The following is a 15,228-nucleotide window of genomic DNA, read 5'->3' on the forward strand; positions in this document are numbered from 1 at the left end:
CGAACTTGAACTCGTACGTTCCCTCCGGCTTGTCCGTTAATTCGCTGGCGAAGTCGAGATCGGATATTTTCAGTCCGACCCAATCGGTGTTTTTGGCAGCAATAATATATCCGTTGTCATCGAATATCATCGTATCGAACGGTTCTTGACTGATCATTCCATTTAATTCCTGTTGATTGACATCGATGACGAGCACGCCGCTCGTGCGGTACGTCGGGAATGATATTTTACGAATAAGGCTTAAATATTTATTGTTGTTTTTTGTCTCATCCTTAATATACGCCCAAATGATGTTTTCTTGCGCAAGCGCAGCATTGTACCACGGCATCGCCTTAATCGTGTCATCTACCTTCAAGAACTCCCAATTGTCTAGTATCGTCATATTGGTCGTATAGAAACGAATATTGTAAACCTCGCTGTACAGCTTAATGTAATCGCGGAAGTCGCGGTAATCCCAGAACGCCTTCACGACCTCGAAGGTAGAATCGTAATGCGTATTAACGACATTCGTCAAACGGCTGTCAACGAGCAGCTTATCAGAAATTTCAATCGGCATTCCAATAACATCCGTTGTCTGCTTCTTAATACGCTCCACATTATTCGTTATTTGCTGGGTCGCCTGATCAAGCACATTCTGCCTGAACGCAACGGTAAGACACACGCCAACGATTAGCACCGGCACAAATACAACGAGGACGAAGGAAAAGATGAGTTTATTTTTGATGCGGACATTATTCATTTTCTTTGTTAAAGATTTCATGCTGAACATCGTTCGGACTGCCTCCTCGGCAAGGAAAGCGTTTACTTAATTGCACATTTCAAGAAGTTACATCGCTTATTAAATGAAGCATCCTATATAATATAACAATGTTTGCTCAGAGCATACCTTCATTATTAGTTATTTTATCAGATGTAAATTAGAGATGTACGCAAAAAAAGAGACCTGCCGGAGCTGGCAGCCGTATCGCTGTTCACTCCATAGGATCTCTTTGACAATAGGATTAGGTTAATTTCCTGTTTTAGTAAATACGAAAGTTGCTCAGCTTTAAGCTGCCGCTTAGCTCCAGATACAAGTCGTTCGATGCATCAACTCCGCTAAGCTCCGCTGAAACCGTAATCCAAGCTTGCTCTTCACCAGCTGGTACCTCGAGGATAGCCGCAACGGCGCCGTTCTCTCTGCCAGATCGAACGGTAATGGAACCGCCTGCTTGACCGCCTGATGCTCTTGCCTCGATTACCGCTGCACCATTGCTCCAATCGATGTCATTGAAAGCGATCCAACCTGCATCGCCGGATAGACGAACGCAAGAGCCGCCTTCCTTGCTCTCATCCAAGTACACGCCTGCATACTCGTCATAGTTGTCCGCGCGTGTCGCTAGCGACACGTTGCGGGCTGGAATGCTCTCGCCAGCAATGGTAACGGTTGTGGTTGCCTTAACGTCGGAAGACGAGCCGCCTGCTACAAACGTATATTCAGCTGTTTCCAGGCAGAATACGTCGCGCGTGACATCCCAAACCGCTAGCTCTTCAGCCGGTACGGCTAGCTGGACATGCTTCGATTCGCCCGGCTGCAGCGCAATTCGAGTGAAACCAACAAGCTTCTTAAGCGGACGTTCCACTCTCGAGCCTTGGACGCGAACATACAGCTGAACGACTTCATCCGCTTGGACTGAAGATTCATTCATTACGGTAAGCTGTACTTGAACTTCGCCGTCCAGCCCTTTCGTGCGATCGGCAACCTCTAAGCCGCTGTACGAGAATTGAGCGTAGCTAAGTCCATGACCGAATGGGTAGAGCGGCTCGCCGTCAAAGTACAAGTATGTCCGCTTCCCTTTGCGAATGTCGTAGTCCATTAAGTCAGTCAACTGCTCCTCCGACTTATACCAAGTCATGTTCAGACGTCCTGCCGGCGAGTAGTCGCCGAACAGCACATCAGCAACCGCGTTGCCGAGCTCTTGCCCCGCATGGGACAAGTATACGACTGCCGGAATGCTGCTGTTTACTTCGTTCAGCGCGAATGGATAACTGCCGATAACGACAACGATCGTATTCGGGTTCACGGCATGCACAGCGCTAATCAGCTCGTTCTGCGATGCGGCAAGCTCAAGGCCCGGTCGATCAATCTCTTCTTTACCGTTAATCAACGGATTGTTGCCGACGAAGACGATAGCCGTTTCTGATGTTTTGGCAGCTGCGACAGCTTCCGCAATGCCGTCGCTTACGATTTTTTTAGTGAACAATCCGGCTTGACCGGTCACGCCTTCACTGTCCTTTTCAGATACAACGAGCGAGCCCTTTCCGTCTTCCGAAGCAACGACGGCTTTGCCATTCCAAGTACGGAGAGCGAACTTCCCGTTTTCTTGCTCTTGCGAATCCAGCTTGAATACTTCCTTCACGAACCAGCCAAACGCTTCGTCCGCGTTAGCTGCAATGTTCGTATCATCGGCGCTCGTAAGCAGCTTGCCATTCTCGGTGCTCTGCAGCGTATAGCTGCCCCAGCCCCAATCGGTCAGTTCAAAGATATCACCAGCGCTGCCCTTGCCTGCGCCTTGCAGACGATTCTCGTTGTCCGCCGCAATTCGCAGCTCTTCACCGCTTGCTGCCGATTGCAATACGATACGGTCATTGCCGCTGTTGTAGGAGACGCTCTTCCCTTCCAGCTTGCTTGCAATCCCTTGCAGCGGAGTAACTTTGTAAGGGAGCGAGCCGGAATACCAGTCACGGTACACAACATCCGCAAGCGGTCCAATAACGGCTACACTGCTAAGTTTATCCTTGCTCAGCGGAAGCGCGTTGTTCTCGTTCTTAAGCAATACGATCGACTCGCGTGCCGCTCGCAGCGACAGCTCGGCATGCTCTGGCGCGCATAGCTTCGACTCTGGCGTATTCGCATACGGTACTTCTTCCTCTGTATCGAACTCGCCAAGCATGAAACGAACGCGAAACGTATTGACGAGAGCCTTATCGAGATCACTCTCCGCTAACAACCCATCTGCAAGCGCCTCGCGGATAGCTGCACACGACTTGTCCTTGTCGTCGGTAATACTGTCGATGCCGGCTTTGATCGAGTGTGCGACCGCTTCCTTGTAGTTGTCATAATAGTGGTGATCGTTCACGATACCCAGCAAATCGCCGGCGTCGCTCACGATAAAGCCGTTCATGCCCCACTCTTCCTTCACGACCTTGTTTACATCGTCATGAAGAATCGTCGGCGTACCGTTGACGGAATTGTAGGAGGTCATCATCGAATGAGCGCCGCCCTTAACGAATGCAGGCTTGAATGCGGCTTGATAATATTCCTTCATATTGCGCGGGTCGATGCTCGCCGAGCAGCTTCCGCGATTGATTTCATTATTGTTGCCGATAAAATGCTTCAGCGTCGCAACGGCCTTGAAGTATTTCGGATGATCGCCTTGAATGCCCTGTACAAGACCAGCGGTAAGCTCGCCCGTCAGCTTCGGGTCTTCACCGTATGCTTCCTCTGTGCGTCCCCAACGCGGATCACGCTCCATATCGACAGTCGGCGCCCACAGCGTAAGGCCGTTAATTGCCGGATTGCGCTGATAAAAGACGCGCGCTTCGTCCCCTATAGCAGAACCAATCTCCTTCATAATATCCGGATTCCATGTGCAGCCGAGTCCGATTGGCTGCGGGAACGTCGTCGCTTCGCCTAACCATGCCATGCCATGAGCGGCCTCCGTGCCGTGCTTGTACGCTTTCACGCCAAGCCGTTCAATCGCCGGCTGATATTGCACCATGGACTCGACCTTCTCTTCCAGCGTAAAGCGGGATACAAGATCTACCGCGCGCTCATGCGCGGGCAAAGCCGAATTCTCATAGGGGTAACGTGTTTGATTCGTCATTAAGACACTCTCCTCGTCTATTTCGTGTGACTAGATGTTTCTTTATTTCAATGTAACGGTATACGACTCTCCTGCCACAGTAGGGAAAGGCTTGCTCGTATCCAGTACTGCTCCGCCCGCTGAGCGAACGACAAGAGCCATATCTCCATAAGACAACACGCAATTCTGACCATGCGTTGAGCGAACAAGCGCATCAATCAGCTTGCCGTCTGCCCAGTTAAGGTCGATCTCGAAGCCGCCTCTTGCCTTCAATCCTCGAATATAACCAGTCGGCCAAGCCTCTGGCAAGGCAGGCAATAGCTCGATGTTGTCCAAGTGACTTTGGAGCAGCAGCTCAGCTATCCCCGCTGTTCCGCCGAAGTTGCCATCGATTTGGAACGGCGGGTGATCGTCGAACAGATTCGGATGCGTTGACCGGGCTAGCAGCGTATGAATGAACCGATAGGCTTGCTCCGGCTCGCCCAGGCGTGCGTACAAATTAATAAGCCAAGCACAGCTCCAGCCCGTATGCCCGCCGCCATTCGAAATACGGCTCGCCAGCGACAGTTTGCCTGCTTCTAACAGCTCCGGTGTATGCTCGCGGTTAATAGCCGTCCCTGGATAAATCCCGTAAAGATGTGAAACATGACGATGACCAGGCTCTTGCTCTTCGAGAGCATGATGCCATTCTTGCAACATGCCGCTAGCACCAATCTGAAGCGGCGGCAGCATGCCTAGAGCCGATTCAATTCTTACACTCAATTGCTCATCTGTACGAAGCAGCTTGGCCGCTTGAAGCATATGCTCGAACAGCTCGCGGATCAGCGTAATGTCCATAGCGGAGGAAACCGCTACGCTGCATGCTTCGCCCTCGGCCGTCAGGAACTTGTTCTCCGGCGAGGTCGATGGCGAGGTCATCACGTATCCGTCTTCCGTCTCAATCAGCCAATCGAGGCAGAACAATGCCGCTCCGCGCATGATCGGGTACGCTTTGTCACGCAGAAACGCCAGCTCTGGATTATACAAATAATGCTCCCACAAATGCTGCGTCAGCCATACGCCGCCCAACGGCCAGAACGCCCAGCTCGGATGACCCTCGGTCGGAGTAGAAGCACGCCATAGATCGACGTTGTGGTGCGCAACCCAGCCCTCTGCGCCATAATGAATGGCCGCTGTCCGCGAGCCGCTTTCGCTTAGCTCCTCGATCATCGTCAGCAACGGCTCATGGCATTCGCTTAAATTCGCTAGCTCGGCTGGCCAATAGTTCATTTGTGTATTAATGTTCGTCGTGTAATCGCTGTTCCACGGCGGTTGAATGCGATGATTCCATATCCCCTGCAAGTTCGCAGGCTGTGTTCCCGGTCTTGAGCTTGCCATCAGCAAGTAGCGGCCATATTGGAAATAAAGTGCCTCCAGCCCTGGATCCCTCTCGCTTCGCTTATAAGCGGCAAGACGTTCGTCCGTCGGCAGTTCACCATTCTCCGTTTCACCTAGATGAAGCTGTACGCGGCGGAACATCTTCTGATGCTCCGCGATATGCCGCTCGCGAAACTTCTCGTAACCGAGTGCAGCTGCTGCCGCCAAGATGCGATCATTCTCTTCGCTCAGCTCGTCCACTGAGCCCTCCGGCTGCTTGTCGAACCGCTTGAAGCTCGTTGAAGCTGAGAAGATCAGCGTGATTGAACTCGCATGCGTCACCTTCATGCAATGTTGATTGTGCTGATCAGTCGATATCGCGCTCTCACCCTGCAGGACGGCAAGACGCGCTTGAAAAATAACGCCTCGGTCGCTTTCGTATTGCACCGCTCTTGGATGATCGCCCCAGTAGTTGTCCGCTACATGCGTCGGACAACGACCGTCAAGCGTCAGCGAGCGGTCCTTCTCGCTGCCTAGCTCATTCGGCTGCGGGGATGTGAGCGATGCCTCGATCGTTAAGCCGCCCTCACCCTCCGCCTCATACTTGACGCACAGCACCTGATCGACGGCGCTGACGAACAGCTCGCGGCGATAGAACGTATCGCCAATGCGGAAGCGAACTGACTGAATCGCTTGGTCGAGATCAAGCGACCTTATATATTCGGCGGCCTCTTGCTCACCGCCGCCGTCAAACGTTTGCTTCAGCCACAGATCGCCCAGCGGCTGGTATGATTCCGTATTGCGCCCTTGCATCTTCGACTGGACGAGCTGCTCCGCTTCCACATATTTATGGTCTGCTAGTAGCTCTCGCACACGCTTCAAATAGCGAAGCGCCTCGTAGTTGTTCGTATCGCGGGGAAACCCCGACCATAACGTATCTTCGTTCAATTGAATGCGCTCTTGATTGATATCTCCGAACACCATGCCGCCGATTCGGCCGTTGCCGACCGGAAGCGCCTCTTCCCAACATGAGGCCGGTTGCTTATACCATAACGACCACGGTTGCTCGTTATTTGTTTGTTTGTCCATGTGCTTCGCTCCTGTTACCGCTTTCATCAACTGTGAAAGAAGGTTATTATTCATCATAGCTACAATGTATCTGCTGCAACACCCGTAAGATCTCATGAAAAATCATATAAAAATTAGCGTTGACCCTGTCCACATCATAGCATTGCAGGATGACATTTACAGTCCGATTTTTGTTTGATAATAAACTTTTCGAAGCGGCAAAGAAAGAGCAAGGAGTGCTCATGCTCTCCCTGCTCTTCTACTTATCCTAATTTTATTTGATTAATAAATTGTACCTGCTCCGAGCCGCTCACGATTTCCCCTATCTCATAGGAATGGCAATCAAATGACTTTATATGAGCCTTTATATGAGGTATCGATGCCGAATCAGCGACCAAAGTGAGACCTACGCCCATATTGAACGTCCGCAGCATATCCTCCATAGGCACTTGACCTTCCGCTTGAATCGTTCTGAATACGGGCAATACCTCGATTCGGCTCAGGTCGATTCGCGCGCTGGTCCCCCCAGGGAGTATTCTGTTCAGATTTCCCGCGATGCCTCCGCCGGTAATATGCGCCATACCATGAATTTCTACATCGTTCACGCTTCTAGATATCAATCCTTTGAGGGGCTGGTAATAGCATTTGTGCGGCTCCATAATCACATCCAGGAAACTTGAGCCTTCGATGGTCAGGTCAAGAACATCCGGCTTATCGTCGATCAGCTTGCGGATAAGTGAATAGCCGTTCGTATGCACGCCGTTCGAGGTGATCGCGAGCACCGAATCTCCGATTTGAATGCGGCTGCCGTCAATCACTTTGTCGCGATCGACAACGCCTAGCACGGAAGCGTTCAGCATATATTGACCTTCGGGCAATACGCCCGGCTGCTCCGAGGTTTCTCCCCCGATTAAGGTACAATCCTGCTCACGGCATGCTTGCGCTAAATGTTTGACCAGCTCGACAACAGTGTCCTTCTCGATCTTCCCGCATAATATCGTATCCAGAACCGCCTCCGGTTTTGCCCCCATCACAACAATGTCATTCACTAGATGATTGATCAGATCGAAGCATATGCCCGCTACTTTGCCATACTTGAACGCCAATTGCTGCTTCGACCCCGGCTCTTCCGCCTTTAATACGAGGATGGGATGTTGAATTCCCTTAAAGTCAGCTTCGAATAACGATGCGAATGCACCTGGTTTATTTATTACTCGGCGATCCTCTTGCGAAAGCGACATGATATCAGCCATCTCCGTTTTTGCGACATCTGCTTGATCAATGTTGACACCTGCGTCCTTGTACGTAAACTTTTTCTTCATAACGTCCACTCCAGTCTGTATTCATACTGTCCATGAAACTCATTATAAAGATTAATTGTCATTTCCAAATGTACAGAAAAATAATAAAATGGATGACAGATTACAATCTCGATCAATGCCGGACGAAAGGAATCTAACCGACCATGCTCATACCGCCGCAGTGGAGCGATACGTCTTCGGAACCGATCTATGTTAGGATTTACCGTTTTTATAAAGAAAACATTCTAACAGGCTCTTTGTCGCCGAACTCGAGACTCCCTTCGATACGAGCGCTTGCACAGCATTTGGGAATTAGCCGCAATCCCGTAGAAACCGCATATGCTCACCTCGTCGCTGAAGGTTATATTGTCAACAAAGCAAAAAGCGGCTATTACTCAGCCGTCATTGAGCAGCTTACTACTGCCGAAAACGGCAAGTTTACACGCTCGCTTCCGATTACTCCTCCTGTTCGGCTTGCAACGCCAGCCGTTGACATCGATTTCAGCCATGACAAGATGAGTACGGAGCATTTCCCGCTTCCTTTATGGAAAAAGATGACGCTGAACATTTTACGCTCAACCGATCTTAACTTGTTCAACTATGGAGACAACAAAGGAGAGCCCAAGCTTCGCTCCCTCATCAGTGAATATTTGCGTCAGAACAGAGGTGTAGTCTGCGAGCCTCGGCAAGTCATCATCACTTCAGGCACACAGCAATCCGTGTATATATTGAGCTCGCTGCTCCGTAACAAGGAAGGTGCGATTGGCGTGGAAGCCGCTATGCATCCCGGAATCTATCATATGTTCAAGCAGCTGCTGAACCCCGTTCACTTACCGCTGGATAGAGACGGCCTTTCCTGCAGCGAGGCAACATCTTCGGATTCCATTCCATTAAAAAGCATCTACGTAACGCCTTCACATCAGTTCCCATACGGAATGGTGCTGCCAGCCGCGAAAAGAATTCAACTGCTGAATTGGGCAATCCACACGGACGGGTATATTATCGAAGACGATTACGACAATGAATTTTTGTACGAAGGAAGCCCGCTGCCCGCCTTACAGGGCATGGACAATAATGGGCGTGTTATCTACTTGGGGACGTTCTCCAAGGCGCTTGCGCCCGCCATTCGGCTTAGCTACCTCATCTTGCCGCAAACGCTGATGGAAGACTTCGAACGCGAATATGTCCATTACGATCAAACCGCGTCGAGGCTGACTCAGAAAACGATGGAGCTGTTCATGGAACAAGGCCATCTTGGCAGACATGTACGCAGAATGAGGATATTGTATCGTGAAAAAAGGGATCAGCTCATTCGCGCCATACATGCCTCCTTCGGCAATCATGCGAATGTGCTTGGTTCGGCTTCCGGCCTTCATCTTATTCTTGCTTTCCATAGCACCTACAGCACCGAACAGCTTGTCCAGCTAGCAGAAAGCCAAGGAATCAGGGTTCACCCGGTGTCTTACTATCATGTTGCCGGACGAAATGTTTTCACTGCTGCCTCAGAAACAACCGCAGCTTCACAATTTGTGCTCGGGTACGGCGGATTAACTGCCGAGCAGATTACGCTTGGCGTGGCGAAGCTCGCCGAAGTTTGGCTTGAAAGTTGAATAAACGAAAACGGGATAGAGCAGGGTTTATTCTGCTCCATCCCGTTTTCATTTGGGTCGCTTAATGCTTGTCATAAACTCGCTTCGTTGCACTCTTTGCAACAGATAAGGCTTTTAAACGGCTCTTCATTGATTGCCGTTGCATAATGTGCAGCGACGGACTAACTAAATATTATAAACCAGCTGCTGCGTACACTTTGTCAAAGCCGGCTTTGGAGCGCTCGACGAGGCTTTCCGTCGTGCCTTGCGGCGCTTCTGCGCTCAATATTTCCTGCACGATCGCGCCTTTGTAACCGATTTTGTGAAGCGAGCTAAGGAATCCGGCCAAGTCGATAACGCCTTCGCCCGGGTATACCCTGCCATTATCAAGCGCTTCCGCGACCGGTACGTTTGGCGCGTCGTTGATATGAACATGAACGATCTGCTCCGGACGAAGTGCCTCAATATCTGCGGTGCCAAGCTCATTCGTGTACCAGTGGTAAGCGTCGAACAGCAAGCCGACGTTGCTCTCACCAATTGTATCGATCCAATCAAGCGTTTCTTGCAGCGTCCAGATGAACGGATTCGCCCAGCGCGTACGCAAGTGATGCGGGCCTACGAACTCCAGGCCGAGACGGATGCCGTAAGCGCCAAGCACTTGCGCGCAAGTTCGCAAGCGGCGTGTTGCCAGCGCCATGAAGTGCGCAGCAGGCAAATCCGTTGACGGCAAAATATACGTACAGCAGCTCGTGCAGCCAAGCGATGCCGCCGCCGCAGCCGTGGCAGCCAGACCCTTCAAGCCCTCGCGAAATGCATCTTCCGTCCCGCGCCATTCCACCGGTAGTCCGATCGAGCCGATCACGACACCGTTCGATGCGAGCAATTCGCGTGCTTGTTCCAAACCATGGCGCTCAATAAGGCCGCGAGCGTCGATATCGACGGCTTGGAAGCCGTATTTCGCCGCAAGCTCAATGAGCTGCTCGTCGCTGTCCAGCTTGCCTAGACCTGCGCCTGACAATCCTCTTAACATGTTGTCACTTCTCCCCTCATTAATAAGTTATTAAATATCCCAGTTCAGCTTCACTTCGTTGCCCGTCCGGGACGATTCGTAAATCGCATCTAGAATCAGGTTGTTCGTAAAGCCGGTAAGCGCCGAAGTGATCGGCTGTTTGCCCTCGCGAATGCATTCGAGGAAGTGACGGCTTAGACGTTGTCTCTCGCCTTCGTCATTGTCCGCTTTGGACAGCTCGGTTTCGATCGGACGATCGAATTTCTCGGTCAGCAGCTTGCCCTTCCCACCGCGGTAGCTTGCGCCGCCCTCGGAGCCCATCAAGTGAATGAACGGCGTATTGTCGGTATCCATATGAACCGCCCAGCTTACTTCGAGCGACAGCGTGCTGCCGTCTTCCATTTTGATAAGCGCCGTTGCCAAGTCTTCCACGTCGTAGCTGCCGTCCCAGTTCGGCTTGCCCCATGTGCCGATGCCCTTGCGCTTAGGACCAAACTCCGCATACGTTGCGCCGTATACCGATACCGGTTTTGGATTGCCCATTAGATACAATGCAAGGTCGAGCATGTGTACGCCGATATCGATCAACGGGCCGCCGCCGGCTTCGTCCATTTTCGTGAACCAAGTGCCCCAGCCCGGAATGCCTTTGCGGCGGAACCAGCCTGTTTTGGCCGTATAAATCTTGCCTAACTCGCCGCGCTCAACCTGCTCCTTAATCTGCATCGGAACCGATTCCCAGCGCATCTGGTGTCCGACCATTACGACTTTGTCAGACGCCTGGCTTGCTTTCAAGATTTGACGGGCAGCGTCGCTATTGATCCCCATCGGCTTCTCAAGCAGAACATGTTTGCCTGCTTCCAGCGCTTGAAGCGCAAGCGGAGCGTGGAATTGATTCGGAACGCCTACAATAACCGCGTCCACGTCCGAGCGGGCGATAAGCTCCTCCGGGGAAGCAGCTACGTTCGCTATGCCGAATTCCTTCGCACGCTCTTGCGCGAGCGGCAAGTAAGCATCTGTGATCGCTGTAATCTCACACTGGTCTGCTAGTTTAGTAAATTCCGTCGCATGCACACGACCGATATTGCCTGCGCCAATGATGCCAATTCTAATTTTATTGTTGCTTGCCATAATAATTAGTCCTCCCGAAAGTTTCAGTCATTGTTATTTGTGCTGCATTTCAGCTAACTTAAATCCATTCACCCTACGTACTTTATGGTAAAATAAAAAGATAAAGAAAGCGCGCTCTTTCTTCGATAAAAGTCTCAGTTTTTCGGAGGTAGCTATAGAAGATGACCTATTTTCCCGATTACTTGAAATCGTTTCCAAATATGGACACCTCTTCACCGCTTCATATTAATTTGAATCGCTTGGATAGCGGCTTCCGCCCTCATCGGCATGATTTCTTGGAATTCTCCTATGTGATCGACGGCGCAGGCGCAGAAGCCATCAATGATGTCACTCATGTTATGAAGCCCGGCACGTTCACCTTCGTGCTTCCTTATCAAGTGCATGAAATATTCACGGAGCAGGACAGCACGCTTGTCCTTTATAATTGCAATTTCAGCATGGACTTGCTGATGGGACCAGGGCGTGATGAATCGCTCAATGATTTCATCGAACAATCCGCGCTTCCGTCCTTCGTCCAGCTAGAAGGGCAAGCAAGCGAGAAGATGCGCGCCCTCGTAGAAGAAATGTACGCCGAATATAAGAGCGCAAAGCCTTGGAGATTAACGTTGCTTCAATTAAAGCTTAAGGAAATATTGATCCACTTCGATCGCGAGCGGCGTATTGCAGCTCCGCAGCATATGGATGCCCAGCCCGCCAGTAAGAAGAGTTACTCGGTATGGCCGATCATTCACTATATCCATCTGCATTACCAAGAGGATCTGTCGCTAACCGACCTATCTGCCAAGTTCTCAATGAGCATATCCCGCATTAGCGAGGTTATTAAGGAGACGACAGGCCAGACATTCGTACACTTCCTGCACGATTTGCGGCTTCGCCATGCTTGCAGCCTGCTTGTATCGACGGAGATGAGCGTGTCGGAGATCGCGTTCGAGGTCGGCTATGGCTCGTACAAGACGTTCTCGCGTATTTTCCATGAGAAAAAAGGCGTCGTGCCGAAGGATTATCGCAAATTGAAAAGGTTCAGCGCAAGCACGGCAGCTACTGTAATAACCGATGCTCATTAGATCTCGTAATGATCATTATCGAACGAAAGCCGGGCCCGCTTGTTAAGCTGGCTCGGCTTTTCCCGTTCAATTGGTATAATGAATAACGGCGCTTACAACCCCTGCCACAACGAGACAGCCGTAAACGATAAAAGAAATAATCATCAACTGTCGCCTACTCACAGCTCCGCTTCCCTTCTGCGTCATAATAGGCTATGCCTCTTTCCTATGCCATACTATGCAGACCGTGACAAATGCGGAGATTGTCCGTGCTATTTCTTTATTTCCGCAACCGGGGCTATTTGCATGTTCTCACTTACCAGTAATTGTATTACAATAGACGTAATCAATAGACCGACATCATTCGTCATGAATCGCTTAAGCTGAATACTGATTCGAAGAGAGGTACGCATATGTCATTCGAGCATCAACAGAAGGCGGCGAGCAAGCATACTGCTTCCAAATCCAGCGATACGACGGCATCAGCCGGGAGCGCGGCGAGTCAAGCTTCCATGTCCTCCTCACAGCAGCAGCAGCTGCAATTACAGCAAGCAGGCGGCAATCAGGCTGCATTGCAATTGCAGCGCGGACAAGCCGCTCAGCGGAAAGCTGACGGAGGCCCAGCCGAAGGCGGTGCAGCCTCTGGCGGTTTAGGGGGCGGCAAGCTTCCGTTGCCTATGTATGACAAAATACAAGCCGCATTCAATGTCGACGCATCCAGCGTGAACATTCACGCGAATTCATCCGAAGCTTCGAAGGTCGGCGCGCTTGCATATACACAAGGAAACGATATCCACTTCGCGCCGGGTCAATATAATCCCGAATCCTCGCAAGGACAAGAGCTGATCGGCCACGAAATGACCCATGTCGTACAGCAGCGCGCTGGCAAAGTGAAGCCGACGACGGAGATCGGCGGCATGCCCGTCAACGACGACCCGAAGCTCGAACGCGAAGCAGAGAGTATGGGCAGGCGCACTGCCGCGGCCAGCAGCCCGGTCCAGCGCTCTGCCGATCCGACTGCCGCAGCCTCCGCTTCTTCAGGAGGAGGCTCGCATGCAAAGGCGCCTATTCAGCGGCTGCCTACCCGCAGGCAAATGGAGAAGGAATTAAATCCTAAGTCGAACTTTCTTTTCATTAAGAACAGTACGCGGGTGAAGTCATTCCTCTCCCTCCTCGACAAGTTCAATAACTATGTGGACGGGACGGATGTTGGACGAACAGCCGACGCGATCAAGAAACAGATGGTCGTACTCAAGTCGCTGTACGGCAGCATCGAGCAATCCGCGCTTCAATATATAGAAACCAAGGAGGAGGGCGGCAAGCAGGATGCGATGGCTCAATTCGTTGAGCGATTGAAGCGAGAACGAGCGCTTATGCTTTTGAAGGCGCAGAACTTTGTCGACTCCCCTCCCGATCTCCCGCCAAAATGGTTCATTGTCATGACCAGCCTGCGCGGCATGGACCCGACGACAATTAAAGATATTAACAAAACCGGCGAGAGCGGCAGCGGAGCGCTCAACTCCGTTGACTTCGTCAATCTCGGTGATCGCGAAGGCGTATTTAAGGGCGACAAGCAGAGGATCGTGGAAGGAAGCGAGCTGCAGGGCGCTTCCGAAGACGAGAAGCGCGCTGCGGATACAGAGCATTGGGTAGCGGGCACGATGGCCAAGATCAATACGAATGATGCTCATATGGCAGCGCGTAACGTAGCGGCCTCAAGGCTAGACAAATGGCTGGGAGCAGGGGTCATCGCACACGCTGAATTCGCGCTACACGAGAGCGGCGGCACAGTCAAATCCGGGTCTTTCATGGAGAAAGCCAAAGGGCAGCAAGCGGGCAAGTTCGAGACGACGACTATCGACTTCGCCGACCCGGTGCTGCAGCGGAGTCTCTCTCGCTTACAGCTTATGGATGCGCTGTGTATGCAGGTCGATCGCCATACGGGCAACTTTTTCGTCCAGACAGACGATAGCGGCAACGTTCTTGGCATTACCGGCATCGATAATGATATGTCGTTCGGTGAGCGGACTGAGGTGCATAAGGGCTCACAGGAATATCCGGGCCTGAGTCGTTTCGTCGACAAAGACTTGGCGGAGCGCATCATCGCGCTTCAAGACGACGATCTCATCTTCATTGTCGCTGATCTACTGTCTGCCGCCGAGGTGAAGGCATTGCTTACGCGGCTAAGCTTGCTGAAGGCGCATCTGAAGAAGCTGAAAAGCGATGGCAAGCTGCTCGACGCCGGCGACTGGAACAAGCAGACATCGGACGACCAGCTGGAAGAGAAAACAAACTATTTGAACACCTTCAATTGGAAGCTCTCCAAGACATAACAAGCAGGACTGCGCGGCAGTCCTGCTTGTTTTCTTTTTTTACGGGTACATTCTACTCTACCAACCAGCTGTCTATGATCCTCATTTGTCTCGTAAGGCTATCGCACAAGCCATTCCAATGGGATGAGCATATCTTATATTAGACTACTAGGAAAGGAGCTGACAGAATAATGTGTTGCAAACCATTTTGCCCTACTGTTCGCGTATTCGATCCTCCTGTCACGGTTGTAAACGACGTATTTCACCCACAAATCGTGGAAGTCGTTCATCAAGTGAATGTCGTTACCCGTCACCACTGCGTGCCGTGTGAAAAACATATCTATGAATATTGTTACCACGATGAAGGGCTCTCCCAAAGTGGGGAAGATAGCAGTAACGGAACATCTACTATTTCCAGAACGAAATCGAGAAAAAAACAAAAACGTTCCAAACGATAATCCATTCGGGTCAAGCGTAAACGGCTATCGCTACGCACGAACCGTTAGCTGCGTCTATACGCAGCTCGGTTCTGTGCCGTCCTTTGGCGGCGTTAGCTAACGTTTCGCGGATGAAATATAAG

At 51.3% G+C, this 15,228-nt stretch carries 9 protein-coding genes; 3 read left to right on the top strand and 6 right to left on the bottom strand.

Features of this window, described 5'->3' with window-relative positions:
* From AB4Z33_RS10475 to purM, 4 genes are all read right to left on the bottom strand, one after another.
* Positions 1-760, bottom strand: a 760-nt coding sequence (locus AB4Z33_RS10475; protein WP_442049876.1) for a cache domain-containing protein, incomplete at its 3' end; no start/stop codon positions are given.
* A gap of 259 nt (positions 761-1,019) precedes the next feature.
* Entirely contained in the window at positions 1,020-3,863 is a 2,844-nt protein-coding gene (locus AB4Z33_RS10480) for a glycoside hydrolase family 3 C-terminal domain-containing protein (protein ID WP_442049877.1), read from the bottom strand.
* Positions 3,864-3,905: 42 nt separating this feature from the next.
* Entirely contained in the window at positions 3,906-6,287 is a 2,382-nt protein-coding gene (locus AB4Z33_RS10485) for a glycoside hydrolase family 95 protein (protein WP_442049878.1), read from the bottom strand.
* Positions 6,288-6,529: 242 nt separating this feature from the next.
* The gene (purM, locus tag AB4Z33_RS10490) at positions 6,530-7,588 is read right to left on the bottom strand and encodes a phosphoribosylformylglycinamidine cyclo-ligase (RefSeq protein ID WP_442049879.1); all 1,059 of its coding nucleotides are present in this window, start codon (positions 7,586-7,588) and stop codon (positions 6,530-6,532) included.
* A gap of 143 nt (positions 7,589-7,731) precedes the next feature.
* On the opposite strand from purM, the gene pdxR reads away from it, so the two are divergent.
* Complete coding sequence (pdxR, locus tag AB4Z33_RS10495) at positions 7,732-9,177, top strand: MocR-like pyridoxine biosynthesis transcription factor PdxR (protein ID WP_442049880.1); 1,446 nt, start codon at positions 7,732-7,734, stop codon at positions 9,175-9,177.
* Positions 9,178-9,349: 172 nt separating this feature from the next.
* Here pdxR and AB4Z33_RS10500 read toward each other — a convergent pair whose 3' ends face one another.
* A complete protein-coding gene (locus AB4Z33_RS10500; RefSeq protein WP_442049881.1) occupies positions 9,350-10,186 on the bottom strand; it encodes a sugar phosphate isomerase/epimerase family protein in 837 nt (278 codons plus the stop codon).
* 30 nt (positions 10,187-10,216) lie between these two features.
* Entirely contained in the window at positions 10,217-11,293 is a 1,077-nt protein-coding gene (locus AB4Z33_RS10505) for a Gfo/Idh/MocA family protein (protein ID WP_442049882.1), read from the bottom strand.
* 161 nt (positions 11,294-11,454) lie between these two features.
* Here AB4Z33_RS10505 and AB4Z33_RS10510 point away from each other — a divergent pair, with 161 nt between their 5' ends.
* Together AB4Z33_RS10510 and AB4Z33_RS10515 are read left to right on the top strand one after the other, a co-directional pair.
* On the top strand, positions 11,455-12,357 hold the full coding sequence (locus AB4Z33_RS10510; RefSeq protein WP_442049883.1) for a helix-turn-helix domain-containing protein: 903 nt from the start codon (positions 11,455-11,457) through the stop codon (positions 12,355-12,357).
* 392 nt (positions 12,358-12,749) lie between these two features.
* Positions 12,750-14,669 (top strand): eCIS core domain-containing protein, encoded by a 1,920-nt coding sequence (locus AB4Z33_RS10515; protein WP_442049884.1) that lies wholly within the window; start codon positions 12,750-12,752, stop codon positions 14,667-14,669.
* Positions 14,670-15,228: the final 559 nt, after the last annotated feature.

The organism is Paenibacillus sp. 2TAB19 (genome assembly GCF_052115185.1).
Taxonomy (GTDB): domain Bacteria; phylum Bacillota; class Bacilli; order Paenibacillales; family Paenibacillaceae; genus Pristimantibacillus.

Excerpts from the sequence above, each read along its gene's own strand:
- AB4Z33_RS10480 (WP_442049877.1), bottom strand. The coding sequence starts at position 3,863 with ATGACGAATCAAACACGTTACCCCTATGAGAATTCGGCTTTGCCCGCG.
- AB4Z33_RS10485 (WP_442049878.1), bottom strand. The coding sequence starts at position 6,287 with ATGGACAAACAAACAAATAACGAGCAACCGTGGTCGTTATGGTATAAG.
- purM (WP_442049879.1), bottom strand. The coding sequence starts at position 7,588 with ATGAAGAAAAAGTTTACGTACAAGGACGCAGGTGTCAACATTGATCAA.
- pdxR (WP_442049880.1), top strand. The coding sequence starts at position 7,732 with ATGCTCATACCGCCGCAGTGGAGCGATACGTCTTCGGAACCGATCTAT.
- AB4Z33_RS10500 (WP_442049881.1), bottom strand. The coding sequence starts at position 10,186 with ATGTTAAGAGGATTGTCAGGCGCAGGTCTAGGCAAGCTGGACAGCGAC.
- AB4Z33_RS10505 (WP_442049882.1), bottom strand. The coding sequence starts at position 11,293 with ATGGCAAGCAACAATAAAATTAGAATTGGCATCATTGGCGCAGGCAAT.
- AB4Z33_RS10510 (WP_442049883.1), top strand. The coding sequence starts at position 11,455 with ATGACCTATTTTCCCGATTACTTGAAATCGTTTCCAAATATGGACACC.
- AB4Z33_RS10515 (WP_442049884.1), top strand. The coding sequence starts at position 12,750 with ATGTCATTCGAGCATCAACAGAAGGCGGCGAGCAAGCATACTGCTTCC.